Origin of the sequence: Ensifer sp. LC11 (assembly GCF_001695835.1) — a bacterium.
In the GTDB taxonomy this organism is placed as follows: Bacteria; Pseudomonadota; Alphaproteobacteria; order Rhizobiales; family Rhizobiaceae; genus Ensifer.
In genome coordinates this window covers 250,811-276,020 of record NZ_MBSO01000012.1, presented here as the reverse complement: position 1 = coordinate 276,020, position 25,210 = coordinate 250,811, and the positions used below count along the sequence as shown (strand labels likewise).

The window sequence follows — 25,210 nt, the reverse complement described above, 5'->3', positions numbered from 1 at the left end:
CGTTACCAGAGAAATTTCGGAAGGATGAAATCGGGCGCGGCGCCGTATTCGGCAAAGAGCTTGCGGCGCTCCTCGTCCGAGGCATGCTCCAGGATCCCGGTCGTCACCAACACGGAGCGAAGCCCCGCATTTGCGGCACCTGCAATGTCGTGTTCGACGCTGTCGCCGATGGCGCAGACCCTTGTGGGATCGGGATTTCCGAGGAAATCGAGCGCGAAGGCGTAGATGTCGGCAAACGGCTTGCCGATCCAGCGCACGCTTCCGCCGAGTTCCTCGTAAAGCTCGGCGATACGACCGGCGCCAAACGCCGTTCCCGCTTTCGTCAGCATCACCTTGTCCGGATTGGTGCAGAGGCAGGGAGCGCCGCGTCTGGCCGCCGGCGCCAGCAGCGCCTCATAGTAAGAAAGCGGATGGACATCGCCCTCGCTCGCCGAAAGCAGCACGATATCGGCGTCCGCCCCATCTTCGGTGCGCTCGAGATCGAGCCCTTTGATCGGCGAGAGATCGCCGTCTCGGCTGATCAGCAGGCATTTGCGCGAACTGCCGTTCGTACCGTCGCCCTCCCGCTTGAGGATCTGCCAGGCGACCTCGCCCGAGGTCAAAAACCAATCCCAGCTGCCGGCGACGAAGCCGAGATCGGCAAGGCGGCGGTCGTTTTCGGCCGAGCGTTTGCCCGAGTTGGAGAGAATGATGACGCGTTTGCCGGCCTGCTTGAGCCGGACGAGCGTTTCAGCCGCGCCCGGATAGGGCCCGCGCCCGTCGCGCAGCACGCCGAACTGGTCGATCAGGAAGGCGTCGTAGCGGTCGGCTATTTCGGCAAGTCCGGCGATGGTCTTGACAGAGATCACAGCACACCTGCCTTTCTGGCGCCGGAAAGAGCAAGCCTTGCCGTACCGGCCGCCGCCTCCTCGGAAAGCACGGGCAGGAAGGGCACGCCGAGCCTGCGCGAACGGATCGCGGTCCAGGTCGCGTTCTTCGCCCCACCGCCGACGCTGCGCAGCGAACGAAGCGTTGGCCCGCCAAGCGCGGTCAGCCGCTGATAAGCAAGGCTCTCGACCCCGGCGATACCTTCGAAGATCGCCTTCAGGAAGGTCGCTTCGTCGGCCGGCCGCGGGCTCATGCGCGGCGGGAAATCCGGGTCGGCGATGGGAAACCGCTCGCCGGGCTTGACCAGCGGATAGTAGTCGAGCCCGGTATGGACGGCCGGATCGATCTCCGCCGAAAGCACGGCGATCCGCTCCGACGAGAAATGTTCGGCGAGCACAACGCCGCCCGAATTGGACGCGCCGCCCGCCAGCCACATGTCACCGATGCGATGGCTGTAGAGCCCGTATTCCGGGGCAAACAGCGGACGATCCGAGAGCATCTTCACCGTCAAGGTCGTACCGAGCGCGCTGACGCCATCGCCCGGCTGGTCGGCACCGGTTGCGAGAAACGAGGCGCATCCGTCCGTGGTGCCGGCAACGATCACTGTATCAGACGAAAGACCGAAGGCCTCGGCCGCCGCCGGGCTGATGGAAGCGACCGGCGCGCCGGCGGGCAGTACATGGGGCAAAAGCTCGACGCGCGCACCCGTCATTGCGATCCAGTCCGGCCACGACCGCGACACCGGATCATAGCCGGTCTTCAACGCATTGTTCTCGTCAGAGACGTCGTAGAGCCCGGTAAAGTGCCCGGCGAGCCAATCGGCCTGATGGATCACCCGGAAGACACCTGGCAGCGACTGAAAGGCGAGAAGCTTGGCGAGACCGGATGTGGCGCCATGGGCAGCACTTTCGCGCGGCGCATCGGCAGCGATCGCATCGAGAAGCGCGCGGTCGAGAACCGGATCATTGTACATCATCGGCGCGGCCAACGGCGCGCCCGCCTTGTCGACCGGCAGCGTCGTGCCGGACGTGCCGTCGATCGCGAGCGCACAAACGCTGCGCCTGTCGATGCCGCCGAGCGTCTCATTGAGCGCCGCCCGCACCGCCTTCCACCAGCCGGCCGGATCACGATGATCCTCGGAGAAGGATGAGAGCTTCGCTGCACCGGATGCAACGACGACACCATCCGGTGCCATGGCCACCGCACGCGCACCTGAGGTACCGAGATCGATGCCGACAACCAGCTTGCGATCATCGCCGCTCATTGCAGCACCTGTCCCGCACGGTTGAGCTGCTGGCGGTACTTTTCCGCGTCCCAGCCGAGAAGCTCGGCGTTTTCCGCTTCCGTCAGGTAGCGCAGGCGCGTGTCAGCCGGAATGCGGGCCGTCACGTCGGCAAGGCAGCGGGCCATCGCGAAGGCGCCGGCGGAAATCTCCTTCTGCACCAGAACACCCTTGCCGGGGAAAAGCAGGAGCGGCGGCAGGCTCTCGCCACTCGCGCGCCGCTTCGCCTCGATCGAGAGCGCCGTCTCGCCGGGTGCGGCAACGACAGCGCCCTTGCCGAGAAAGATCACATGATCGGGATAGAGGCTGCCACCGGCCGCGATCCGGCAACTGTCCAGATCGGCAGCAATGGAATGCAGCCTGATATCCTCCGGCAGGCGATAATCACTATCAACGGCAAGGCGACCGAGCGATACGAGATCGGCGGTCGGCGCATGCCGCCGCGTGCCGGTCAGGCGGCGCGTAACATCCGTCAACAGGATCGCCGCATCGATGACGCTTTCGGCCGCGACGACCAGGCCATGATTGCCGAGGACCAGCACAGAGGTGTTGTCCTGCATCCGTTCGGCAATCGCCTTGGCCAGCGGCAGCCCCGGGCGGGCATAGGGCACGAAGACATGGCCGTAACCGGCAAGCCGCTCGGCGGCAATCGCCGCGCCATTGGTCTGCACCGCCGTCGCGATCGTCTCGACGCAGTGCACGTGCACCACCACCTTCTGCGGCATCAGCGCATGCACCGTCGTTTCGATCGATGGGCGCAGGCCCGAGGCGTTCTGCGCGGCAATCACGAAATCCTGCGCTTTCTCCGCCGTCGGGTCGTCGCGTTCCAGCGCCTCCAGCAACGGATCGAGCGCCACCGGCACCATCACGTCGCGCTGGCGCGCATGCGCAAGCCAAAGACCCGATGCCTTGATCCAGAGCGTGCCGCCCTCCTTGATCGAGATGTTGCCGCCCGCCCCCTGTACCAGCAGCGGGTCTGCCCCGACGCGGGCCGAAAGGTCGAGAAGCGCTTCGAATTCCAGACTTCGCATCCGATCTCCTTCAGGCCGCTTGCTGCTGGCGTTCCAGCCAATGGGTGAAGGCCTGCCGTTCGGCTGGTGTCATGTGCAGGCCGTGCTTGGTCCGCCGGTCGAGAATGTCGTCGGCCGTCTGCGCCCATTCGTTGTCGATGAGGAAGCGCGCCTCGCGCTCGCGAAAGTGCGGACCGAAGGCCGGGCCGAGATCCTCGACCGCGTCGGCACCGGCGAGCAACGCATGCGTCCGCGTGCCGTAAAGCCGCGCATAGTGCTTGGCGAGATCCGCCGGCAGAAAGCGGTAGCGCGCCTTCAGATCGCCCAGGAACTGCTCGAAGTCGGCATCCGCCATGTCGCCGCCAGGCAAATGCGCCCGCGCCGTCCAGGCCGGCCCCATCTTGGGAAAGAAGGGCTTCAGCCGCTCCAGCGCATGTTCGGAAAGCTTGCGGAAAGTGGTGATCTTGCCGCCGAAAACCGAAAGCAATGGTGCCTGGCCATCGCTCGCGTCGACTTCGAAGATATAGTCGCGGGTAACGGCTGACGGGTTTTCGGCATTGTCGTCGTAGAGCGGGCGTACGCCGGAGAAGCTGTAGACGATATCGTCGGATGTGAGCTGCTGCTTGAAGTAGCGGTTCACCGATTTCAGGAGATAGCTGATCTCGTTGCCGTCGGCCGCCACATCCTCCGGCCGGCCCTCATAGGGAATATCCGTCGTGCCGATCAGCGCCAGGTCGTTCTGGTAGGGGTTGATGAAGATCACCCGCTTGTCCGGGTTCTGGACGAGATAGGCCTGCCGCCCTTCCCAGAATTTCGGCACGACGATATGGCTGCCCTTGACCAGCCGCACGCTGCGGCTGGAATTCAGCCCACCGATCCGGCCGATGACATCGTTGACCCAGGGGCCGGCGGTGTTGACGACGCAGCGCGCCTTCACCTCGGTCTTCACGCCGGTGCGGGTATCGGTCATCTCGATCACCCAGAGCCCGTCGCGCCGGCGGATCGCGCTGCAGGCGGTGCGCGTCAAAATCCGCGCGCCACGGGCGCGGGCGTCGAGCGCGTTCAGAACCACGAGGCGCGCGTCATCCACCCAACAGTCGGAATATTCGAAGGCCTTGCGGTATTCATTCTTGATCGGCGCACCCTCGGGCGCGGTCGAAAGGTCGAGGCTGCGGGTGCCCGGCAAGCGCTTACGCCCGCCGAGATGGTCGTAGAGGAAAAGGCCGAGCCGCACGAGCCAGGCCGGCCGGTCCGCAGGATTGTGCGGCAGCACGAAACGCATCGGCCAGATGATGTGCGGTGCGGAGGAAAGCAGCACTTCGCGTTCGATCAGCGCCTCGCGCACCAGCCGGAACTCGTAATATTCGAGATAGCGCAGGCCGCCATGGACAAGCTTGCCCGAGCGCGAGCTCGTCCCTTGCGCCAGATCGTCCTTCTCGCACAAGAGCACCGAGAGCCCCCGCCCGGCGGCATCGCGCGCAATGCCCGCGCCGTTGACGCCGCCGCCGACGACGAACAGATCGTATATTCCGGTCTCGGAACTCACCGTCGTTGCTCCTGTCATCAGCACGGATTGACCGGCGGCAGACCGGCGATGTAGCGGCGCACTTCCTCGGCGGCCATTTCGGCGGCGTAGGTGACGGTGCGCACCGAGGCGCCGGCGATATGCGGCGTCAGCGTCACGTTTTGAAGTTTCAGCAGCGGCCAGTCCTCCGGCACCGGCTCGACGGCAAAGGTCTCGAGCATCGCCGCCGAGAGGTGACCGCCCACCAGGTTTTCGTAGAGTGCATCGTAGTCGCAGAGGGGCCCACGCGCCGTGTTCACGAAGATCGCGCCCGGCTTCATCCTGGCAAAGGTCTCGGCGTTCATCATGTTTCGCGTTTCCTCGGTCACGCGCGGATGAAGCGTCACGACGTCGGAACGGGAAAGCAGCGCATCGAGCGAAACCTGCTCGACGCCGGCGTTGAGATCGTCGGCGGACAACTGCACATAGGGATCATGCACCAGCACCTTGCTGCCGAAGGCGCGCAAGAGGCGCACCACCTTGGTGCCGATATTGCCGTAGCCGATGACGCCGACGGTCATTTCGCAAAGCTCGCGGCCGGTGCGGTCGGCCCGGTAGAGATCGCCACGCCATTCGCCCTTGCGTAGCGCCTCATGGCCGGTACGGATCAGCCGCGTTTCCGCGAGAATCGCCCCGAGCGTGAACTCGGCGACGGCATTCGCATTGCGGCCGGGGGTGTTGACAACGCGAACGCCGGCATCTCTTGCTGCACCCATGTCGATATTGACCGGGCCTCCACGGGAGACCGCGACGAGCTTCAGGCCGGGAAGCGCCTTCAGCATCGCACGAGACAGCGGCGCCAGCTGCGTCACCAGGATTTCCGCGTCACCGATGAACGCGATGATGTCCTCGGGCTTGCCGAGATACTCCTTCAGCCCGTCCATGCCCTCGACCGCATAACCGTGCTCCATCGGCACATCGGGCCAGGGCAGTTCGAGCGTGCGGATATCATGGCCGTTGCCGGTCGCCTCGACGATCTTGTCGCGAAACACGTCCGGCAGCATGAACCGGTCGCCGATAATGGCTATCTTCTTCATTTCGATGTTTCCTGTTGGTCTTCCGCGGCCGCGCCTTGGGAGAGTGCATGCCAGACGGGTCTGAGCGCGGTTCGCGACTGCTGATAGGTGGGAAAGAGTTCGTCAAACCGGCGGGCAAGCGCCGGGTCGGGAGCCTCGGCGGGCCGCTGGTAAGATGTGACCCAATCGCCGAGGCAATCGGCCATCGAGGGATAGATGCCGAGCGAGACGGCGGCGATCATGGCGGCACCGGCCGCCCCCGCCTCTTCCCGCTCGCTCGTCTGGACGCTGGCACCAAGGGCTGCACCGAGGATGCGGCGAAGCGAGGCGCTGCGGGCAGCACCACCGGTCAGCCGGATGCGAGCCGGCAGCGGCCCCATCTCGGCGTAGCAATCGCGCGCCGCCATGGCGAGCCCGTCGAAGACCGCCTTCACCATGTCGCCGAAGCTATGGTTGACCGAGAGCCCGACGAAGGACGCGCGCGCCGACGCATCGACAAATGGTCCGCGTTCGCCGGCCTCCGAGATATAGGGCTGGAAGATCAGCGGCGTGTCCTTGGCATCCGCCAGCCAGCCGTCGACATGGACGAGCAGCTCGCTCTTCGACTTCTCCACGCCCATGCTCTTCAGCAGCCCTGAGGCAAGCGACAGGATCCAGTCGATGTTGAGCGTCGCCGCCATGTTCGACTGCATCTGCGCGTAGGCGCCCGGGATCGGCATGCACATGGTGTAGCCGGTGAGATCGCGGTTGAGCCGCACATCGTCGGCGCCGTTGGCAAGGCGCATGTGCATGCCGGTCGAGCCGATGATCGAGCAGCCGGTATCGGTGCCCGGATCATAGAGCCCTGCGCCAAGTGCAGTGCAGACGACATCGACGTAACCGAGCACGATGGGCGTACCCTCGGTGAGTCCGGTTGCCTTCGCGGCTTCGCTTGAGAGTTGGTGATGGGTCGAGGCACCATCGACGATCTCGGGCAGCACATGTTTCAGCTTGTTAAGGCCGAGGAAGGCGATGACGTCGTCGCTATAGCTGCGGGTACGGAAATTGCCGAAGCTAAAATTCGCCTCGGACGGATCGGTCGCCCGTTTGCCGGTCAGCTTGTAATAGAGCCAGTCCTTGCAATGGAAGGTGGTGGCGACACCATTGAGCATTTCAGGCGCATGGTCGCACATCCAGCGAAGCTGCGGCCCCTGCTGGCAGGCGGCAAGGCCTGAGCCGGTGCTTTCGAACCGGGCAACGTCGCCGCTGTCGCCGCGCAGCCGCTCGACCGTCTCGCCGGCGCGCGCATCGAGCCAGAGCCAACCCTTGCCGACCGGCGCGCCGTCCCTGTCGATCATCCAGGTGCCGTCACCCTGGCCGGTCACCGCGATCGCAACGACCCGGTGGGCAAGGTTCTCGATCTTCTCGGAGAGCTGCTTCAGCGTCGTTGCCGCGTCGGCCCAGGTGCGGTCGAGATCCTGCACGCTGCCGGCGCGGCCGACGGCCTCATAGGCGTTCGGCAGGGCGGCCATGGCGATCTGCCGGCCGCGGAGATCGAAGGCCACCGACTTGATGACCGACGTGCCCGCATCGATGCCGATGAGGATGTCCCGCATCAGGCGAGCTCCTGTCCATGGCTGATCGCCCGCCCGCTGTCGCCATCGAAGACGTGCAGGCTCGACGGGTCGAGATGGATGCCGATCGGCTGGCCGTCATCCAGTTCCGTACGGTCGTGCTCGACCAGCACCAGGGTACCGCCGGCAAAATCGGCGGCGATATGGGTCTGGTCGCCAAGCCACTGGTTGACGGCAACGCGACCGGTGACGCCATCGGCGCTGCGGCGCACCGAATAGGGCCGGATGCCGAGCACCACCTTCTGCCGCTTGATGAGTTCGTCACGCACCGCATGCGAAAAATCGGAAGCCGCATATTCGAGCCGTACCCCGTCCTTCAGCCCAAAAGCCATTTTGCTTTCGGAGCCGGTGACGCTGGCTTCAAAGACGTTCATCGGCGGCTCGCCGACGAAGGTGCCGGTGAAGAGGTTGGCCGGCCGCTCCTTGATCTTCTGCGGCGTGTCGAACTGCTGCAGCACGCCGCCTTCCATGACGGCAATGCGGTCGGCAAGCGCATTCGCCTCCGTCTGGTCGTGGGTGACGAGGATCGCGGTCAGGCCGCGCTCCTTGATGAAGTGCTTGATGCGGCCGCGTAAGAGCGCGCGCAGCTGCGGCTCCAGCTGCCCCATCGGCTCGTCGAGCAGATGCAGGTTGGCATCACGGATCAGCGCCCGCCCGAGCGAGGCCCGCTGCTGCTGGCCGCCGGAGATCGAGCTCGGATAGCGCCCGAGAACGTCCTCGATCTCGAGAAGCTTGGCGATACCGGCCACCTTCTCGTCGACAACAGCCTGCGAAAGCTTCGAGGCCTTCAGCGCAAAGGCGATATTCTCCCGCACCGTCAAAGGCGGATAGAGCGAATAGCCCTCAAACGCCATGGCGACGTTGCGGCGCACCGGCGGCAGGGTCTGCACCGGACGGCCGGCAAGCGAAATCGTGCCGCGCGACACCGCCTCGAAGCCGGCGATCATGCGCAGCGTCGAGGTCTTGCCGCAGCCGGACGAGCCGAGCAGCGCGATGATCTCGCCCTTTCGCACATCCATGTTCAGCTTCTTCACGGCATGCACGCCGTAGTCGACGGGGCCGTAGAACTTGTCGACGTCCTTGATCAAAAGCGCGGTGTCGGTCATGCCGCTTCTCCATTGCGCTTGGCTGCGATGTCGGCGCGCGGCAGCAGCGCGCCGCTCGCCCTGTCGAAAAGCAATGCCTGCATGCCATTGACGGAAATATGGGCCGAACCGACAGTCGGACCAGGCGTTCCGGCCGGTCGCGACACCAGGATTTCGCGGCCGCGGGCGGTGAGCGTGAGCGTCACGGTCTTCTCGTTGAGCGGCGTTTCCGCTTCGACCGCTACGGGGATCGCGCCAGGTGCAGAAGCGTCGACGAAGCTGATCGCCTCCGGCCGGAGACCAAGGACACACTGCCGGCCGACGACATCGGAACCATAGTCCGCAAGCCGCACTCGGATGTTGGAAAGCTCGACAAACACCCCCTCGCCGCTTCGCTGCGGCGCGACATCGAGCAGGTTGATGGTGGGATCGCCAAAGAGCCGCGCGATCTCGATATCGGCGGGCGCCGTATAGATCTCCTGCGGCGTGCCGATCTGGTGGATGCGGCCGGCCGCCATCACCGCAATCCGGTCACCGAGCGCCATCGCTTCCTTGTAGTCCTGGGTAACGTAGACGACGGTCGCGCCTTGCGCCGCCAAAAGCCGCGGCAGTTCCAGCCGCATCTCGAAGCGCAGCTTCGCATCGACGTTGCGCAAGGGATCGTCGAGCAGCAAGAGCGGCGGCGAGCCGACCAGCGCACGGGCAAGCGCCGTTCTCTGCTTCTGGCCGTTCGAAAGCGCCTTCGGGTGATGCGTCAGGACATGGTCGATCTTGAGCAGCTTCGCGACCTTCTGCACGCCGGCCGTGATCTTCTCCTTCGACGAGCGCGTCGCCGTCAGGGGGCTGGCGATATTGTCGAAGGCGCTCATGTGCGGGAAGAGCGCGAAGTTCTGGAAGGCCATGCCGACACCGCGATGTTCGGCATCGACATCGCTCATGTCCTCACCGCCGATCAGCACTCGCCCCTCATCCGGCTCGATGACACCGGCGACCAGCCGTAGAAGCACGGTCTTGCCGGCGCCGGACGGGCCGAAGAGCACCAGCCGCTCGCCATCGGCGACGTCGAGCGAGAGGTCGTCGAGAACCGTCTGGCTCTTGTAGCGTTTGACGATGTTCTTCAGTTGCAGCGTGGTCATGGTTTATCCCTTCACCGCGCCGAGCGACAGGCCTTCGACGAGGTAGCGCTGGGCGTAGAGTGCAAGTGCGAGCGTCGGCGTGACCGAAAGCACGATGGCGGCGGCGATCTGCCCGTATTGGATGCCCGAGGAGGTGACGAAGGCGAGCGCACCGACCGTCACCGGCTGCTTGTCGGCGGATGCCAGCACCAGCGCGAAGACGAAGTTGTTCCAGGCGAAGATAAAGGCAAGCAGGCCGGCGGCAGCGATACCGGGGCCGGCAAGCGGGAGCGCGATCTTGCGGAAGGTCGCAAACCAGGAATGACCGGCGATGCGATAGGCATATTCGACGTCAGCCGAGATATCCTCGAAATAGCCGCGCACGATCCAGAGGATGAGCGGCAGGCAGATCAGCTGGTAGACCCAGATCAGCCCGAGATAGGTGTTGGAAAGGCCGAGCCACTGGAAATACTGCGTCAGCGGCAGGAGGACCAGCAGCGGCGGCGCGAAGCGGAAGGAGAGCAGCGTAAACGCAATGTCTTCCGAACCCCGGAACTTGTGGCGGGCAAAGGCATAGGCCGCGGGCACGCCGAGCACCAAGGACACCGCGACAGAGGCCACCGACAGGAAGATCGAGTTGCCGAGATTGCTCATGAAGGCGATGTCGAGCGTCCCGGCCGCCGTCTGCAGCTTGCCAGTGATCAGCGCCGCATAGTTCGACAAGGTCGGCGAGAACACGATCGACGGCGGGATCGCGAGGATCGTCTCGTTCGTCTGGAACGACATCAGGAAGATCCAGAAGATCGGGAACATGAAGAAGACGACGACGAGCGTGAGGGCGAGACCGCGCAAGGTCCGTTCGAGCGGAGACATGGTATCCATTGGTCCCTCCTTTAAGCTTCGCCGCGCGCGCGTTCGCGCAGCCGCAGCCAGTTCTTGATGAAGACGTTGGACAGCGTGTAGGTGATCGCCCAGAGGATAATCAGAAGCGCTGCCGAACGGCCGACATTGGTCGACTGGAAGAAGTTGAGATAGGCCTCGACCTGGAAGACGGTGAGCGTGTTGCCAGGCCCGCCTTGGGTCATCGCGTAGATGATGTCGAACTGCTGGATGCTGTCGAGCAGCCGGAAGAGCGTCGCCGTCAGGATATAGGGCGTCAGCATCGGCAGGGTGATGCGGAAGAAGACGAAGCTGCGCGGCACGCCGTCGAGAGCCGCGGCCTCGAAAGGCTGCGTCGGCAGCGAGCGCAGACCCGCCAGAAGCAGGATCATGATGAAGGGCGTGTAGACCCAGATATCGACGAGCACGACGGTCAGAAGCGCCGTATCCGGCGAAGACGCCCAGCGGAAGTCATGCAGCCCGATGAGGCTGGCGAGGTAGCTCAAGATGCCGAAGCTCGGATTGGTCATCAGCTTCCACATCAGCGCGGCCAGCGCCGGCGCGATCATCAGCGGCAGAAGCAGCATGATCGAGATGAAGTTGTTGACCGTCGAGCGCCGCTGCAAGAGGAGCGCAATGCCGAGGCCGAGCAGCAGTTCCAGCGTCACGGTGAGGCCGGCATAAAGCAGCGACACCTTCAGCGTGTTCCAGAAGGCCGGATCGGTGATGAAGTTGAGGTAGTTTTCGCCCCAGTTGAACTGGCGCGCCCAGGGCTGGCTCAGCCGGTAGCGCTGGAAGGAATAGATGACCGCCGTGAAGAACGGGATGAGGATGCCGATGCAGACGAGCAGCGCCGGCAGGCTCAGCACGTAGGGAAGCATCTTCCTGCTGATCCTGAAACCGGAGGCCGGTCTGCGGAGGGTTTCTGTTGAAGCCATGTCGAGCTCCGTTCCTGAAGTCTTAAAAGAGCACGCGGCACGCGGGGCCTTCAGGCGCCGCGCCAGTTCCTCGGCATCTCAGGTTGATTTCGGTGCGACCTCAAATGGGTCGCAACAGGCCGACCACTGCCGGCATCTCGGGATGCCCGGCGCCACTAGAGCGCCGTGCGTTCATACGAACGCACGAAGGACGCTCTAGTATTTTGATTCTGGCGCCGGGCATCGCTTGGGAGGCCTATCAGCCGAGACCCGCCTCCTGGAGCTGGCGGTTGATGCTTTCTGCGAGCTGGTCGAGACCTTCATCAACCGGCACTTGCTTGGCGACCATCTTCTGCAGCGTCGCTGCCCATTCGGTCGTCACATCGAAGAACAAAGGCTGTGCGGTGAAGTGGATCTTCGCGCCCGGCGCCGAAACGTCGTGCATCTCCACGTAACCCGGATAGCTCTTGTTCAGCCGCTCGCGGAAGATCTCGTCCTTCCACACCGAAGCGCGGACCGGGTTGACGAAGTCCATCTTCGTCGCGCCGAAGATCGCGTGTTCGAGACCGGTCGCCCATTGCAGGAAATACCAGGTCGCGTCCTTATCCCTGGAGAAGTTGGACATGGCGAGCGACCAGATCCAGATGTTCGGCGTCGGGGCCGAGGCTGCCGGATTGGCGGCAAACGGCGCGTAGGCGAGCTTGCCAGCCATCTTGTTGTCGCCGCCGTTCATGAAGTAGCCGAGGATGTCGGCGTCGTAGATCATGGCGGAGGCGCCGGCGCCGAGATCGGTGCCGACCTGGTACCAGGTATAGGTCGACCAGTCCTTCGGGCCGCTTTCCTGGATCATCGACACCCACTTGGCGTGGAAGGCCTTGGAATCGGCGGTGTTCATCGCCGCCGAGAGCTTGCCGTCGGCCCCGACGTTCAGGTCCTTCTGGCCGAAATTGGCGTAGCCCGAGAGGAAGCCCGGATGGATCGTCGCCCAGGAGCGCGAGCCACGCACGCCGATACCGTAGACACCGCCACCGACATCCTTGGTGAGCTTGGCGGCTGCGACCGACAGTTCGTCGAGGTTCTTCGGCACGCTAACGCCGGCCTTGTCGAACATGGCCTGGTTGAACGACAGGTTATTCTGCTCATAGCCCCACGGAATGCACCATTGCTTGGCGTCGTCGGAGCCGAGCGCCCCGCCCGGCTGGCCGTTCCAGGCGCAGGAGTTTTTCACGCCCGGCAGGAAGTCGTCCCAGGCATATTGCGGATTGGTCTTGGCCGGATCGTTGATCCACTCCTTGAGGTCGGTGATCCAGCCGGCCGGGCCATAGGTCCAGGTCATGTAGGCGCCGGTCATGAAGGCGTCGTATTCGGTCGAGCCCGACGACAGCGCCGCCGTCACCTTGTCGAAATAGACGTCTTCCGGGAACACGTCATAGGTGACGTCGATGCCGGTCAGATCCTTGAAGGTCTGCAGGTTGGCGATCATCGCATCGGCATAAGGATGCTTGTTCAAAAGCAGCTTCAGCTTCTTGCCGGAATGCGCCTTCCAGTCGAAGTCGGCGGCGAGCGCCTGCGTCGACATCATGTTGAACAACGTGCCGGCCGTGCCGACGGTCAAGCCTGCAGCGCCCAATCCCTTGAGCATGCCGCGGCGGTCCACCTCCCCACGCAGGAATGCGCTGATGAGGTCCTTCTCCTTCTCGTACATCCGTCTTCTCCTCCGTTGCGGGTATGATTGCGACTGCCGGCTACCCCACCGGTATTCCTCCCTTTAAGACCGTGGACAGATCCTCCCTGCCCCCATGGCCAGAATGTCCCGGCGCCTCATGCGCCGTCGGCAGCAAGTGCCCGTGCGGTCCGCTCATCGGTGATCAGCCCGCTCAAATGCCCGCTGGCGAGCACGGCGCGGATGGCCGGCACCTTGATCTTGCCGCCGGCAACCGCGACGGTGCGGCGGTTCTTCAGGTCTTCGCGGCTGAGCGTGAAGGTGCGGTCCGACAGCGTCGTCTCGATCGGCCGGCCATCCCTGTCGAAGAAGTGGCCGAGCAGTTCTCCCATCGCCCCGCCCTTCTGGATGTCCTCGATCTCGCTGGTCTCGATCATGCCGGTCGAAACCAGCGAGGCCTCGCGCACGGCGGTACCGATGCCGACCATCAGCAGATCGGCAGTCTTGGCGAGATCAAAGACCTCGCGCACGCCGCGCTGGCTGAAGAGCACGTCGCGGTCTTCGACCGTGTTGGCGAAGAACGGCACCGGCATGACATAGGCCTCGGCACCGGTGCGCTCGGCAAGCCTATGGATTACGTCATGCGGATTGGCCGAAAACTTGCGGGTAAGCCCGCCGAGCAGCGACACGAAGCGGGTGTTGCCGCTGGCGATCCGCGGCAGATACTCGACGCAAGCCGCAAGCGTGCGGCCATGGCCGACGCCGACCAGCGCGGTTTCGCCGCGCTCGATCTCGCGCTTCAAGAACTGTGCGCCGGAAATGCCGAGCGCTTTCAGCGGCAGATCATCGGAATCGAAGTCCGGCACAACTTCGCAGTAGTCGAGGCCATAGCGGGCTGAAAGCGCCTGCTCAAGCTCCACACATTCAGAGACTTCGCCGTCGATATAGACCTTCACCAGCCCTTCCTGGTTGGCCTTCATGATCAGTCGGTGGGCCTTGAGCGAGGTGAGGCCCAGACGCTTGGCGACCTCGGCCTGGGTCAGGCCGCCGGCATAATGCAGCCAGGCCGCCCGCGTCGCCATGCTGGTCTCGTCGTCACGAATACCCGTCCCGCCAATCGTCATTGTCTCCACCCGGCTCTTGTTGCGCTGCATGATAAATTTTGCAGCGCGTGATATTTTTATCCATTAATGAAAGAAATTTCATGACGTGAAAAAAATGTCAATAGCGATCAGCCGCGCGATCGATCACGTTTGTGGAGGAATACCGTTTGGAGAGCCGACGCAGGCCAGCGCGGCGCGCTTTCGGGGCACTGGTGCGGAGAGACATACGGAGTGAGAGAGCTGCCGCGACGCGAATGCGCGAATGTGCCGGCGACGATTCGCCAGCACGGGGACACGCTCAGAAGCGGCTTATTGTCCGAGGTTTCTCAGATAAAGCGACAGCAATTGCGTCTGCGAGGAGATGCCGAGCTTGCGATAGACGTTGCGGCGATGAACCTTGACGGTGCCGGTGGAGATACCGAGTCTCAGGCCGATCGATTCCGACGAGTGCCCCTGCAGCACCAGCTCGACGATCGAGGCTTCCCGGTCGGTCAGATTGAGATGCTGCCAGACGCCGTCGGCCGGCGGATGCGTCGCCTTGCGCTTGCTCCGCCCGGTTTTCGCCAGCGCGGCATCGAAGCGGCGACCGAGGCCTGCCCAATGGTGGCGCACCAGCGCCGAGACCAGCGGCTCGACCTTCTTCAGCAGCGCGAATTCCGCGGTGCTGAACGTCCCCGTCGCCTCGCGCCGCATCAAGGACAGCACGACGGTGATCTGCTCGTCGACCGGCACGAAGAAGCCGACCTCCTCGGCAAGCCCGGTCTGCACATAGTAGGTACGGTAATATTCCGAGGAAAAGAACCGGTCGGGCGCAAGCTCCCGCATCCGCCACACGCCTGGCTTGCCCTGTGACGCCGCATGGTAGAACGGGTCGAGCAAGTAAGGCCCCGCCTGGTAGAGGCTGACGAAGAGCACATGATCCCTGGCGTTGAAGGTGCTGTAGAGATCGATCGGCCGTTCCTTGCCGCGATAGGCAAAGACGACCACGTAGTCGAAGGTCATCAGCCTCGACATCAGCTGCCGATAGGCGGTGCCGACCGCCTCGTCCTCCAGCGCGGCCCCTGTAACGAGTGGCGCGATGACCTGAAATAGTCCCTCGAGATCGACGCTCAAACCGCCCTCCCGGCCGATGCCTGCAGCTCCGGGATATACTCCTCACACAAGCTGATCCACGTTGAAATACCTCTCTCGGGGTATATACCGGCAGGGCGCGCGGTGACTAGGCTGCGTGTCAATGACGGTGGAGTGCCAGGATGGGAGATCATGGCGACATCCGAAAACAACCGCAGGGAACAGACGTGACATCCGCTTCGACGAACGACATCGAATTCCGTTCGGTCGCCAAACGCTATGGCGCCGTGACGGCTGTATCGGACATCAATCTTGAGGTGCCGCGCGGCGCCTTCATGGCGCTGCTGGGGCCTTCCGGCTGTGGCAAGACCACGTGTCTGCGCATGATCGGCGGCTTCGAGCAGCCATGCGAGGGCACGGTGTTCATCAGCGGCGAGCCGATGAACGGCGTGGCGGCCTATCGCCGCCCGGTCAACATGGTGTTCCAGCACTACGCGCTGTTTCCCCATCTCGACGTCGAAGCCAACGTCTCCTACGGCTTGAGGCAGATGCGGCCGCGCATCGCCGGCGCCGAGATTTCCCGCCGCGCCCAGGAGGCGCTGGAAATGGTGCGGCTCGGCGGCTTCGGCAAACGCCGCATCCACGAAATGTCCGGCGGCCAGCAGCAGCGCGTGGCGCTTGCCCGCGCCATCGTCAACAAGCCGAAGGTGCTTCTGCTCGACGAGCCGCTCGCCGCCCTCGACAAGAAGCTGCGCACCGCCATGCAGATCGAGCTGCAGACGCTGCAACGCGAGCTCGGCATCACATTCGTGCTCGTCACCCACGATCAGGAAGAAGCGCTGTCGATGAGCGATTTCGTCTGCGTCATGAACGCCGGCCGCATCGTCCAGGTCGGCCCGCCCGAGGAAATCTACGACCGGCCGGCGAGCCTCTTCGTCGCCGATTTCGTCGGCAAGACCAACCGCATCAATGCCACCGTCGACGGCGCCTCGTCGCTCGTCCTTGCCAATGGCGCGCGCTTCGCCGCCCCCGCAATCAACGGCGCAAAAGGTGCGGCAACGGTGGCACTCCGGCCCGAGGCGATCCGATTGACGCGCAACGGCGCTGCGAGTGCGGACGCGCTTGCCGGCACCGTCACCCACCGGATCTTCCTAGGGTCAGCCGTCGAATACTCGGTTGCAGTCGATGGCCTCGGCGACTTCCTGGTCACGGCCGACCGCCGCACGCTCGGCGACAGCGAACTGGTGGAGCCCGGCGAAAAGGTCGGCCTCGCCTTCGATCCGAACGCGCTGCACGTCTTTCCGGCCTGAATTCTCCCGGCCTCACCGGGCCGGTTCTGCCGCCTACGCATGTACGTCAAACGATAAAGGGAACAGCGTCATGAGCAAATGGTACAGAGAAAATGCCCCTATCACTGCCGATCAGCTTGGCGACGAACTGATGCGCCTGAAGCGCGGCTCGGTCACCCGCCGCCACTTCCTCGGCGTTACCGGCCTCGGACTTGCGACCGCCGTGCTCGCGCGCCAGCCGGGCCTCTTCAATTCCACCGCCTTTGCCGGCGATCTCGGCACGCAGATGTCGATCGCCACCTGGCCGAACTACCATGACCCGGCGACCTTCGAGGCCTTCCAGGCGGCAACCGGCGTCGCCGTCGAGGTCAATGTCTTCGGTTCGAACGAGGAGATGCTCGCCAAGCTCCAGGCCGGCGGCACCGGCTGGGACCTCTTCGTTCCCACCAACTACACGATCTCGACCTATGTGAAGCTCGGCCTGATCGACGAGCTCGATCTTTCGAAGCTTCCGAACTACGACGCCTCCACCGAAACCGCGCGTTTCACCAACGAAGGCGTCGTCGACGGCAAGACCTATGCCGTGCCGAAGAACTGGGGCACGACCGGCATCGCGCTCAACTCGGGGAAGATCAAGACGCCGGTGACGAGCTGGAAGGACTTCTTCGAGATCGCCATGACCGAAGCCGACGGCCGCGCCATGGTCCACGACTATCAGCTCACCACCATCGGCAACGCGCTGGTCTCGCTCGGCTACTCCTTCAACTCGATCAAGCCGGACGAACTCGCCAAGGCCGAGGAACTCCTAATCAAGGTGAAGCCGCATCTCTACGCCATCAACAGCGACTACCAGCCGTCGATGCGCGCGACCGATGCCTGGATGACCATGTGCTGGACCAATGACGGCGCCCAGCTCAACCGCGACATGCCGGAGATCCAGTTCGTGCTCGGCAAGGACGGCGGCGAGATCTGGTCGGATTTCTACGCGATCCCGAAGAGTGCCGCCAACAAGGCTGCCGGCTATGCGCTGCTCAACTATCTGATGGCGCCGGAAAACGCCATGAAGGAGCACATCGCCAACGGCGCACCGACGACCGACAGCCGCGTCATGAAGCTGCTGCCGGCCGACGTCACCGGCAACAAGATCGTCTATCCGGACGAGGCATCGCTGACGCCGCTCGAATTCGGCGCCGCCGTGACGCTGACCGACCCCGGCCGCGCCGAGCTGATGGCGCGCTTCAAGTCGGCTTGAGCGAAGCTCTGAGAGGAAAATGCCCCTCATCCGCGCGGTGAGGGATTGCCCCTCATCCGCCTGCCGGCACCTTCTCCCCGTTCTGACGGGGAGAAGGGACAAGCGGCAACCTCCCGCTCCGACCCTCGCATGTGTGGGAACGAGCGGGCGCCACGAGTCCCCTTCGCCCCGCCTGCGGGGAGAAGGTGGCCGGCAGGCCGGATGAGGGGGCAATCCCCCACCCGGCCAATGCGGGCCGAATGCTACTGAAACTCAACGGATCCATTTTATGACCGCGGCAACGAACACGAAGAGAAACCTGGTGACGGCAGCGCTGGTGGCGCCGGCGGCGGCATGGCTGATGATCTTCCTCGTGCTGCCCTTCATCGCCATGCTGGTCTTCGCCTTCGGCGAACGCGCACCGGAAGGCGGCTACCAGGCGGCCTTCACCTTTGCGCAATTCGCCAACCTGCCGACGCGGGCGGCGGCCTTCTGGAACACGCTCGTTCTCGCGCCGGTCGGCGCCCTTGCCTGCCTGCTGATCGCCTATCCGGTCGCCTATTATCTCGCGGTCAAGGCGAACCCGCGCTACCGGCTGATCCTGGTGTCGCTCGTCGTCGTGCCCTTCTGGACCAGCCTGCTCGTGCGCACCTATGCCTGGATGTACATTCTCGGCTCGCGCGGCATCCCCAACCTTTTGTCGATGATCGGCATCGAGGACGTCAGGATGCTGAACACGCCGGGCGCCGTCCTGCTCGGCATCGTCTATGGCTACCTGCCGCTGATGATCATGCCGATCTATGTGAGCCTCGAAAAACTCGATCGCCGCCTGCTTGAAGCCTCAGCCGATCTCGGCGCCAAACCGGTCTCCACCTTCTTCGGTGTCACCCTGCCCTTGTCGCTGCCGGGCGTGATGACCGGCGTCGCGCTGGTGACGATCCTGCTGCTCGGCGAATATCTGATCCCGCAGTTGCTTGGCGGCGGCAAGGTGTTCTTCATCGGCAACGCGCTGGTCGATCTCTTCCTGCAATCGCGCAACTGGCCCTTCGGCTCGGCGATCGCCGTCACACTGGTGGCCGTCGTCGTGGTGATCCTGATGGTGGCGATGCGCATTGCCTTCCGCGTTGCCGGCACAAGACAGGTGGATCTCGTCTGATGCGCGCCTTCATTTCTTCCGTCTATCTCTTCCTCTACGCGCCGATCGCGCTCGTCGTGCTGTTCTCCTTCAATGCGGGGCGCAATGCGAGCGAGTTCACCGGCTTTTCGACCGCCTGGTACGGCAAGGCGCTGGGAAACACCTTCCTGGTCTCTGCCCTCCAGAACAGCCTGATGATCGCCTTTACCAGCGCCACGCTCGCCGCGATCTTCGGCACCATGGCAGCACTCGGCATGGAGCGGCTGGCGCCACGCAACCGGGCGATCTTCGACGCGCTCTTTGCCGCCGCCATCGTCGTTCCCGGCGTCGTCATCGGCATCGCGACCCTTGTGGCGCTCGTCGCCGTCTTCTCCTTCGTCAATCCGGCGCTGGCCTCCATCTGGCCGGGCGAGCAGCCGCCGCAACTCGGTCTCGGCTATGGCTCGATCATCGCCGCCCACGGCCTGTTCTCGATGGCGCTGGTGACGATGATCGTGAAGGCGCGCATTGCCAGCCTCGGTCGCGACATCGTCGAGGCGTCGAGTGACCTTTACGCGACGCCGCTCACCACCTTCCGGCTGATCGTGCTGCCGCAGATCCTGCCCTCGATCCTCGCCGGCTTTCTCCTCGCCTTCACCTTCTCCTTCGACGATTTCATCATCGCCTTCTTCGTCGCGGGCTCGAAGACGACGCTGCCGATCTACGTCTTTGCCTCGATCCGCCGCGGCGTGACGCCCGAGATCAACGCGATCGCGACGCTGGTACTCGTCGCTTCGCTGCTTCTGATCCTGACCGCCCGCATCCTGATGCGGGAAAAGAAAACAAAATCCGGGGAGTGAAACCATGATCCTGAAAGACCGGGTCGCGATCGTGACCGGAGCGGGCTCCGGGATCGGTCAGGCGGGGGCGGCCATCATGGCGCGCGAGGGCGCTCATGTCGTCGTCGTCGACCGCAGCCTTGCGGCAGCCAGCGCCGCCGTCGAGGCGATCGCTGCCAAGGGTGGCCGCGCCGAGGCGCTGGCGATCGACGTCACCGACGACGCAGCCCTTTCCGACGGCATCGCCAATATCCTCTATCGTCATGGGCGTATCGATATCCTGCACAACCATGCCGGCGCTCAGGTGGCGGGTGATCTGGAAGAGGTCGAGATTTCAGGCTTCGACCGCTCCTGGAACCTCAATGTCCGCGCCCATTTCATGGCCGCACGCCTTGTCATGCCATCGATGCGCGCCGCCGGCCGCGGCGTCATCGTCAACACCTCCTCCTCGTCGGGCGTGCTCTACGACCGCGAGATGATCGCCTATACGACGACCAAACACGCCGTCATCGCCATGACCAAGCAGATGGCCGGCGACTACGCGCGCCATGGCATCCGCGTCAACGCGCTCTGCCCCGGCTGGGTCGACACCCCCTTCAACGACCCCTTCATCGCGCAAATGGGCGGCCGCGGCGCGATTGAATCCTATATCCGCGAAAAGGTGCCACTCGGCCGCTGGGCAAGCGTCGAGGAGATTGCCGAGTCGATCCTGTTCCTCGTCTCCGATCGCTCCTCCTATATGACCGGCCAGATCCTGGTGGTCGATGGCGGCGAGACGGTGGTGTGATCGGCTGACGCTCAGTACCCCGACAGCCCCATGTGCCTACACTGGACAAGGACTTGAAGCGTTTCCTTCCCTCCCTCATTTCTGTGCCTGTCACAGAAATCCAGCCACGGCGCGTCCGCGCGGTGAATGACTTCTGCCAGACTCTGGAAGGAAAAAGCCTCTCGCGCCGCCGACGCGGCGCTGCCGGATCTCTGTGACAAGCACAGAGATGAGGGCTCGCGTGGAAGCGCATCAGGCGGCGGGAACCACGCCCCGGCAGGCCCATGCCACCGCCGCAAAGGAGCGAGGACCATCAGGCTGGCCAGCCTCATAGGCCGCGCGCACCCCCGCATCGACCTTCGCCCGCAGCCCGGGATCCAACGCCGCGACATATTTGCCCAAGGGTCCCTCGCCCGCCGCGATCGGCTGCCAGAAATCCTCGAACGACTGGTAGTCCATCCGGATCATCAGCGACGTGTGCTCGATATCCACGAGGCCATTCGCCGCGAAACTCTGCATCATCTCGCCCGGCCGCATCATCGGCTGGAAACAATAGCGGCTGCGCACCTGCACCGCGTTTTCGTCGAGCATGGCCGCCACATCGAGCACCATACGCATCCCCGGCATACCGCCAAAGTGATCCCAGACGACGGCGGCAACGACCCCGCCCGGTCGCGTGACCCGGCGCATTTCAGCGACGGCCTTGCCGGATTCCGGTACGAAATGCAGCACCAGCAGCGCCAGCGCCCGGTCGAACGAACCATCGTCAAAGGGTAGCGCACAGGCATCGGCCTGCTGGATCCTGATCCTCGGATCGCTGTTTGCCCGGATCGCCGCTTCGACGAAAACGGGTGAAAAGTCGATCGCGGCGATCTCGCTGAGATTTGCCGCATGCGGCAGCGCAAAGGTCAGGCTTCCGGTGCCGCAGCCGACGTCCAGCACCCGTTCGCCGTCGGCAACGCCAACAAAATCGATGAACAGCGGCGCAAGCTGCCGGCTCCACCGGCCCATCAGTTGCTCGTAACCGGTCGCACTCTGCACATTGAAGCTCGACGTCATGATCGCCTCCAAGCAGTAAAGGCGGCATATTAGCGCTTGCCGTGTCCTGCACCAAGGCGCTTGCATGTCGGGCGGACTCGGAGCGTTCCTCCTCTCCCTCATTTCTGTGCTTGTCACAGAAATCCAGCGGCGCTGCGTCCGCAGCGCCAGAGACTCACTTGCTACTTTCCAGCGCTATTCACGGCGCGGACGCGCCGTGGCTGGATCTCTGTGACAAGCACAGAGATGAGAGTAGAGACAAAGCCGCCGGGCCCCTCACACCGTCACGTGCCCGATGCCCTTGGCGGCGATCTCCTCGAAGCTCTCCTCATAGCCGGCATCGGCATAACGGATGACGCCGAGAGACGTGTCGTTGGTGAGCGCATGGTCGAGCCGTTCGTCGGCCTCAACCGTGCCATCGGCAACGACCGTCACGCCGCAGCTTGTCATGTAACCGGCGTAACCGCCGCCGCCGGAATGGACGACGACGAGGTCGGCCATCGACGAGCAGAGCAGCATGGCGTCGAGCAGCGGCCAATCGGCGATCGCGTCCGATCCGTCCTTCATCCGCTCGGTCATGATGTTCGGATGCGCCATCGCACCGGCATCGAGATGGTCGCGCGAAAACGCGATCGGTCCCTTGAGTTCACCGGAGGCCACGAGCTCATTGACGCGCCGCGCCAGCGCCGTGCGCTCGCCATGGCCGAGCCAGGCGATGCGGGCCGGCAGGCCCTCAAAGGGGATATGCTCACGCGCGAGCCTGATCCAGTTGGTGACGATCCTGTTGTCCGGAAACATATCCAAGAGCAGATCGTCGATCCGGGCGATGTCGCTCTCCTCGCCCGAAAGGGCCATCCAGCGGAAGGGGCCGATCGCGCGGGCAAAGAGCGGGCGCAGATAGGCTTCGGTAAAGATCGGAATGTCGAAGGCATTGGCGACACCGCCCTCGCGTGCCTGGGTGCGGATGAGGTTGCCGTTGTCGAAGACTTCCGCGCCCTTTTCCTGGAAGTCGAGCATCGCCTTGACGTGCTCGACGATCGAGGCGCGGCTTGCCGCCATCAGTTGCCCCTGGCCCTCGTCCCGCAGAGCCTTCACCTGGTCAAGGCTCATGCCCTTCGGCACGTAGCCATAGACCAGATCATGCGCCGAGCTCTGGTCGGTCACAACGTCGGGCACGATGCCGCGCCGTGCGATCTCCGGATAGATCTCCGCTGCATTGCCGACGAGGCCGACCGAAAGCGCGCGCTTTTCCTTCACCGCCGCGTCGATCATCGCCAGCGCCGCGTCAAGGTCGGGCGCGATCTCCTGCAGATAGCCGATCTCGCGGCGTTTCTTCGCCCGTTCCGCATCGATATCGACGCAGAGGATCGCCGCGCCCGCCATACGGCCGGCCAGCGGCTGCGCACCGCCCATGCCGCCAAGCCCCGCCGTCAGCACGAAGCGGCCGGAGAGATCGCCGCCGAACCGGCGCTCGGCGATTCGCATGAAGATCTCGTAGGTGCCCTGGATCACGCCCTGGCTGCCGATATATTGCCAGGCCCCGGCCGTCAGCCCGCCCCAGCAGATCAGCCCCTTGCGCTGCAACTCATAAAACACCTCGGCCTTGGCCCATTGGCCGACGATGTTGCAATTGGCCATGATCACCAGCGGCGCCTTGGCATGGGTCTTGAGCAAACCCACAGGCTTGCCGGACTGGATGATCAGCGTCTGGTCCTCGTCCATCCCGATGAGCGCCTTGACGATGGCGCGATGCGCCGGCCAGTTGCGCGCCGCCTTGCCGAGGGCGGCATAGACGACGAGGTTGTCCGGATCCTCGCCGACCGAGAGCACGTTTTCGAGCAGCCGCAGCAGCGCTTCCTGCCGCCAGCCCTTGGCGCGCAACTCCGGCCCGCCGGGGATCGGAAAGTTCGGGTGACGGGGATTGGCCTTGGGCATCGTCTCATTCCTTGTTGTTGTGTCCGCGGGAGGTGCGAAGCCGCTCTTCCTCTTCCATTCACCTCGGCGGGGAGGTAACGGTCCCCTCCCTCATTCAATATGGTGGAGGAACAGCCCCTCACCCTAGCCCTCTCCCCGCAGGCGGAGAGAGGGGATGGCGTTGTGCCTGCCGCATCGGCCGCATTCCAATCGCAACGCTTCCGCCCACGATGCACGCGTGGACCGCGCCACTCGCCACACGCTCCGCCGACGCTAGCGGCCACGTCCCCTCTCCCCGCCTGCGGGGAGAGGGTTAGGGTGAGGGGCAACTGCGACACTGACTGGCGGGGCAGCCGACCAACTCGCGCCGGCGGCGCAAACCACCAGCCTCACTCACTTCGGCGGCAACGTCTCGACAAAGGCGATCGCCCCATCGAGCAGCCGCCGGCGCAAAACGTCGTCGCCATAGGCATCCGCTCCGGCGCGAACCCAGCCATGCATTGCCCGCCCGTTCATCACCATCAGCTCGATATCGGACAGCGCAAGCGCCCAGCCGTCATTGCCCTTGCCGAGCCTGACCAGCAGCGAGCCCTCGCGCGCGCCAAGGAGCAGGTTGCCGTGAAGCAGATAGGCCCAGCCGCCGAACATTGCCTTTTCCGAAAGACCGGCCCGGTCGCCGAGTTCTTCCCGGATCAGCTCTTCCAGACCTGCATCGCGTGCCATGGTCCTGCTCCCGTCATTGCCGCCCCGAAAGCGCGTAGCGGGCAAGCTCGATGCCCATCGCCTTTTCAACGGATGGATAGACAGTCGGGTCGAGCACGCTGGACGACAGCGGGATCACCGTCTTCGGCACGTGCAGCACGAAGATCCGCATGCCCACCTGCAACTGCCCGACGCTCAGGGGCTCGCCCTCCGGCGACAACGTGGTGATGACGTCGGGGAAAGTCGCAAGCCTTCTGCCTTCCGCAGAGTCAACCGCCATGTACTCGTTCATCACATGCAATACCGTTGAGTCAGCGCCCTTCCCCAGCGTCACCGTGCCGATATCGAAGGCTTCCTTGGTGTAGGTGACCGATTTGTCGGTGATCGTGCCTTCCGCAAGGATCGCGCCATTGGTCGTCTTGACGATCGCGTCGATGATGGCGCTGCCGCCCCTGGCTTCGGCCGCGATGATCGCCTCGCCGAGCGCCAAGGCCAGCGAGATGCCGCCAAGCGCCGCATTGGCTTTGACGTAAGATGCGCGCACCGGATTGCGGCAGGAGGCAATGAAGCCGCCGGACATGTCCGACGCGGTGCGCAGCACCGGCGAGACCTTGGCGGTGGCGCCGCGCACCACCAGCTCGATGTAGCGGTTTTCCTCGCGATTGCCCCCGACGGCCGTCTGGATCATCGGCTCGGGCGAGCCGGCAAGGCCGATCGAACCCATGTCGCCGGTCGGATGCGCGCGGATGTCGCCGACCGCATCCACCACCTTGGTGCCGAGGATCGCCGAGGGCAGCCAGCCATTCAGCGTCGAGGACTTGCCGTTCTGGCCAATGATCAGCCCCGAAAGCTTCTCGCCGAGCGCCTCCTGCAACAGTTGCACGGCCTTGACGTAGTCGACGCCGCGCATCTCCCAGGGCGTGGTCGAGGCCGGCGCGCCGATGGCGGCTGCAGTTGCCACCCAGTCATTGGCGTCGAGCTCGTCGATCGAGACCAGCTCGGGCTTGCCGATCGAGACCGCGGCATAGCCGAGCATGCGGCCATGATCGGCCCAGCCGCCACCGCCGGCGGCATAGACGGAACCGCCCTTGACCGCCGCCTCGACGTCCTTTTCCTTCAGTATCCGGCCCAT

Annotated in this window: 22 protein-coding genes; 5 read left to right on the top strand and 17 right to left on the bottom strand. The window is 64.3% G+C overall.

Features of this window, described 5'->3' with window-relative positions:
* Nucleotides 1-2: 2 nt before the first annotated feature.
* The 13 genes from BBX50_RS10015 to BBX50_RS09955 all read right to left on the bottom strand — a co-directional run bounded on the left by BBX50_RS10015 (nucleotide 3) and on the right by BBX50_RS09955 (nucleotide 15,227).
* On the bottom strand, nucleotides 3-848 hold the full coding sequence (locus BBX50_RS10015; protein ID WP_065775153.1) for a TIGR01459 family HAD-type hydrolase: 846 nt from the start codon (nucleotides 846-848) through the stop codon (nucleotides 3-5).
* Nucleotides 845-2,131: an FGGY-family carbohydrate kinase gene (locus BBX50_RS10010; protein WP_065775152.1), complete on the bottom strand. Its 1,287-nt coding sequence runs from the start codon at nucleotides 2,129-2,131 to the stop codon at nucleotides 845-847. The genes BBX50_RS10015 and BBX50_RS10010 overlap by 4 nt, the downstream gene beginning before the upstream one ends.
* Nucleotides 2,128-3,180: a class II aldolase/adducin family protein gene (locus BBX50_RS10005; RefSeq protein ID WP_065775151.1), complete on the bottom strand. Its 1,053-nt coding sequence runs from the start codon at nucleotides 3,178-3,180 to the stop codon at nucleotides 2,128-2,130. Before BBX50_RS10005 ends, BBX50_RS10010 begins: the two co-directional genes overlap by 4 nt.
* A 10-nt stretch (nucleotides 3,181-3,190) precedes the next feature.
* Nucleotides 3,191-4,723 carry a glycerol-3-phosphate dehydrogenase gene (locus BBX50_RS10000; RefSeq protein WP_139108266.1) on the bottom strand — a complete coding sequence of 511 codons (1,533 nt, stop codon included), beginning with the start codon at nucleotides 4,721-4,723 and terminating at the stop codon, nucleotides 3,191-3,193.
* Nucleotides 4,723-5,760, bottom strand: a complete 1,038-nt coding sequence (locus BBX50_RS09995) for a 2-hydroxyacid dehydrogenase (protein ID WP_065775149.1) — start codon at nucleotides 5,758-5,760, stop codon at nucleotides 4,723-4,725. Before BBX50_RS09995 ends, BBX50_RS10000 begins: the two co-directional genes overlap by 1 nt.
* Complete coding sequence (locus BBX50_RS09990; RefSeq protein ID WP_065775148.1) at nucleotides 5,757-7,334, bottom strand: FGGY-family carbohydrate kinase; 1,578 nt, start codon at nucleotides 7,332-7,334, stop codon at nucleotides 5,757-5,759. The genes BBX50_RS09995 and BBX50_RS09990 overlap by 4 nt, the downstream gene beginning before the upstream one ends.
* Nucleotides 7,334-8,458 (bottom strand): ABC transporter ATP-binding protein, encoded by a 1,125-nt coding sequence (locus tag BBX50_RS09985; protein ID WP_065775147.1) that lies wholly within the window; start codon nucleotides 8,456-8,458, stop codon nucleotides 7,334-7,336. The genes BBX50_RS09990 and BBX50_RS09985 overlap by 1 nt, the downstream gene beginning before the upstream one ends.
* On the bottom strand, nucleotides 8,455-9,573 hold the full coding sequence (locus tag BBX50_RS09980; RefSeq protein ID WP_065775146.1) for an ABC transporter ATP-binding protein: 1,119 nt from the start codon (nucleotides 9,571-9,573) through the stop codon (nucleotides 8,455-8,457). The genes BBX50_RS09985 and BBX50_RS09980 overlap by 4 nt, the downstream gene beginning before the upstream one ends.
* A 3-nt stretch (nucleotides 9,574-9,576) precedes the next feature.
* Nucleotides 9,577-10,434 carry a carbohydrate ABC transporter permease gene (locus tag BBX50_RS09975; protein WP_065775145.1) on the bottom strand — a complete coding sequence of 286 codons (858 nt, stop codon included), beginning with the start codon at nucleotides 10,432-10,434 and terminating at the stop codon, nucleotides 9,577-9,579.
* 11 nt (nucleotides 10,435-10,445) lie between these two features.
* Nucleotides 10,446-11,369, bottom strand: a complete 924-nt coding sequence (locus BBX50_RS09970) for a sugar ABC transporter permease (RefSeq protein ID WP_065775144.1) — start codon at nucleotides 11,367-11,369, stop codon at nucleotides 10,446-10,448.
* A gap of 238 nt (nucleotides 11,370-11,607) precedes the next feature.
* Nucleotides 11,608-13,053 (bottom strand): ABC transporter substrate-binding protein, encoded by a 1,446-nt coding sequence (locus BBX50_RS09965; RefSeq protein WP_065775143.1) that lies wholly within the window; start codon nucleotides 13,051-13,053, stop codon nucleotides 11,608-11,610.
* Nucleotides 13,054-13,169: 116 nt separating this feature from the next.
* A complete protein-coding gene (locus tag BBX50_RS09960; protein ID WP_065775437.1) occupies nucleotides 13,170-14,135 on the bottom strand; it encodes a sugar-binding transcriptional regulator in 966 nt (321 codons plus the stop codon).
* 288 nt (nucleotides 14,136-14,423) lie between these two features.
* Entirely contained in the window at nucleotides 14,424-15,227 is an 804-nt protein-coding gene (locus BBX50_RS09955) for a LuxR C-terminal-related transcriptional regulator (RefSeq protein WP_065775142.1), read from the bottom strand.
* 185 nt (nucleotides 15,228-15,412) lie between these two features.
* Here BBX50_RS09955 and BBX50_RS09950 point away from each other — a divergent pair, with 185 nt between their 5' ends.
* The 5 genes from BBX50_RS09950 (at nucleotide 15,413) to BBX50_RS09930 (ending at nucleotide 20,445) form a co-directional block, all read left to right on the top strand.
* A complete protein-coding gene (locus tag BBX50_RS09950) occupies nucleotides 15,413-16,495 on the top strand; it encodes an ABC transporter ATP-binding protein (RefSeq protein ID WP_065775436.1) in 1,083 nt (360 codons plus the stop codon).
* A 70-nt stretch (nucleotides 16,496-16,565) separates the two neighbouring features.
* Nucleotides 16,566-17,726 (top strand): spermidine/putrescine ABC transporter substrate-binding protein, encoded by a 1,161-nt coding sequence (locus BBX50_RS09945; RefSeq protein WP_065775141.1) that lies wholly within the window; start codon nucleotides 16,566-16,568, stop codon nucleotides 17,724-17,726.
* 268 nt (nucleotides 17,727-17,994) lie between these two features.
* The gene (locus BBX50_RS09940) at nucleotides 17,995-18,861 is read left to right on the top strand and encodes an ABC transporter permease (protein WP_065775140.1); all 867 of its coding nucleotides are present in this window, start codon (nucleotides 17,995-17,997) and stop codon (nucleotides 18,859-18,861) included.
* Nucleotides 18,861-19,679 carry an ABC transporter permease gene (locus BBX50_RS09935; RefSeq protein WP_065775139.1) on the top strand — a complete coding sequence of 273 codons (819 nt, stop codon included), beginning with the start codon at nucleotides 18,861-18,863 and terminating at the stop codon, nucleotides 19,677-19,679. The genes BBX50_RS09940 and BBX50_RS09935 overlap by 1 nt, the downstream gene beginning before the upstream one ends.
* A 4-nt stretch (nucleotides 19,680-19,683) precedes the next feature.
* A complete protein-coding gene (locus BBX50_RS09930) occupies nucleotides 19,684-20,445 on the top strand; it encodes an SDR family oxidoreductase (protein WP_065775138.1) in 762 nt (253 codons plus the stop codon).
* Between the two features lie 231 nt (nucleotides 20,446-20,676).
* Here the strand turns inward: BBX50_RS09930 and BBX50_RS09925 are convergent, their stop codons facing one another.
* From BBX50_RS09925 to BBX50_RS09910, 4 genes are all read right to left on the bottom strand, one after another.
* Nucleotides 20,677-21,483, bottom strand: coding sequence for a class I SAM-dependent methyltransferase (locus BBX50_RS09925; RefSeq protein WP_065775137.1), 807 nt, complete (start codon nucleotides 21,481-21,483; stop codon nucleotides 20,677-20,679).
* A gap of 255 nt (nucleotides 21,484-21,738) precedes the next feature.
* Nucleotides 21,739-23,397: a urocanate hydratase gene (locus BBX50_RS09920; RefSeq protein ID WP_065775136.1), complete on the bottom strand. Its 1,659-nt coding sequence runs from the start codon at nucleotides 23,395-23,397 to the stop codon at nucleotides 21,739-21,741.
* A 372-nt stretch (nucleotides 23,398-23,769) separates the two neighbouring features.
* Entirely contained in the window at nucleotides 23,770-24,099 is a 330-nt protein-coding gene (locus tag BBX50_RS09915; RefSeq protein WP_065775135.1) for a cold-shock protein, read from the bottom strand.
* Nucleotides 24,100-24,112: 13 nt separating this feature from the next.
* Nucleotides 24,113-25,210: a DUF917 domain-containing protein gene (locus tag BBX50_RS09910; protein WP_065775134.1), complete on the bottom strand. Its 1,098-nt coding sequence runs from the start codon at nucleotides 25,208-25,210 to the stop codon at nucleotides 24,113-24,115.

Excerpts from the sequence above, each read along its gene's own strand:
- BBX50_RS10010 (WP_065775152.1), bottom strand. The coding sequence starts at position 2,131 with ATGAGCGGCGATGATCGCAAGCTGGTTGTCGGCATCGATCTCGGTACC.
- BBX50_RS10005 (WP_065775151.1), bottom strand. The coding sequence starts at position 3,180 with ATGCGAAGTCTGGAATTCGAAGCGCTTCTCGACCTTTCGGCCCGCGTC.
- BBX50_RS10000 (WP_139108266.1), bottom strand. The coding sequence starts at position 4,723 with ATGACAGGAGCAACGACGGTGAGTTCCGAGACCGGAATATACGATCTG.
- BBX50_RS09995 (WP_065775149.1), bottom strand. The coding sequence starts at position 5,760 with ATGAAGAAGATAGCCATTATCGGCGACCGGTTCATGCTGCCGGACGTG.
- BBX50_RS09990 (WP_065775148.1), bottom strand. The coding sequence starts at position 7,334 with ATGCGGGACATCCTCATCGGCATCGATGCGGGCACGTCGGTCATCAAG.
- BBX50_RS09985 (WP_065775147.1), bottom strand. The coding sequence starts at position 8,458 with ATGACCGACACCGCGCTTTTGATCAAGGACGTCGACAAGTTCTACGGC.
- BBX50_RS09980 (WP_065775146.1), bottom strand. The coding sequence starts at position 9,573 with ATGACCACGCTGCAACTGAAGAACATCGTCAAACGCTACAAGAGCCAG.
- BBX50_RS09975 (WP_065775145.1), bottom strand. The coding sequence starts at position 10,434 with ATGGATACCATGTCTCCGCTCGAACGGACCTTGCGCGGTCTCGCCCTC.
- BBX50_RS09970 (WP_065775144.1), bottom strand. The coding sequence starts at position 11,369 with ATGGCTTCAACAGAAACCCTCCGCAGACCGGCCTCCGGTTTCAGGATC.
- BBX50_RS09965 (WP_065775143.1), bottom strand. The coding sequence starts at position 13,053 with ATGTACGAGAAGGAGAAGGACCTCATCAGCGCATTCCTGCGTGGGGAG.
- BBX50_RS09960 (WP_065775437.1), bottom strand. The coding sequence starts at position 14,135 with ATGACGATTGGCGGGACGGGTATTCGTGACGACGAGACCAGCATGGCG.
- BBX50_RS09945 (WP_065775141.1), top strand. The coding sequence starts at position 16,566 with ATGAGCAAATGGTACAGAGAAAATGCCCCTATCACTGCCGATCAGCTT.
- BBX50_RS09940 (WP_065775140.1), top strand. The coding sequence starts at position 17,995 with ATGACCGCGGCAACGAACACGAAGAGAAACCTGGTGACGGCAGCGCTG.
- BBX50_RS09935 (WP_065775139.1), top strand. The coding sequence starts at position 18,861 with ATGCGCGCCTTCATTTCTTCCGTCTATCTCTTCCTCTACGCGCCGATC.
- BBX50_RS09930 (WP_065775138.1), top strand. The coding sequence starts at position 19,684 with ATGATCCTGAAAGACCGGGTCGCGATCGTGACCGGAGCGGGCTCCGGG.
- BBX50_RS09925 (WP_065775137.1), bottom strand. The coding sequence starts at position 21,483 with ATGACGTCGAGCTTCAATGTGCAGAGTGCGACCGGTTACGAGCAACTG.
- BBX50_RS09920 (WP_065775136.1), bottom strand. The coding sequence starts at position 23,397 with ATGCCCAAGGCCAATCCCCGTCACCCGAACTTTCCGATCCCCGGCGGG.
- BBX50_RS09915 (WP_065775135.1), bottom strand. The coding sequence starts at position 24,099 with ATGGCACGCGATGCAGGTCTGGAAGAGCTGATCCGGGAAGAACTCGGC.
- BBX50_RS09910 (WP_065775134.1), bottom strand. The coding sequence starts at position 25,210 with ATGGGCCGGATACTGAAGGAAAAGGACGTCGAGGCGGCGGTCAAGGGC.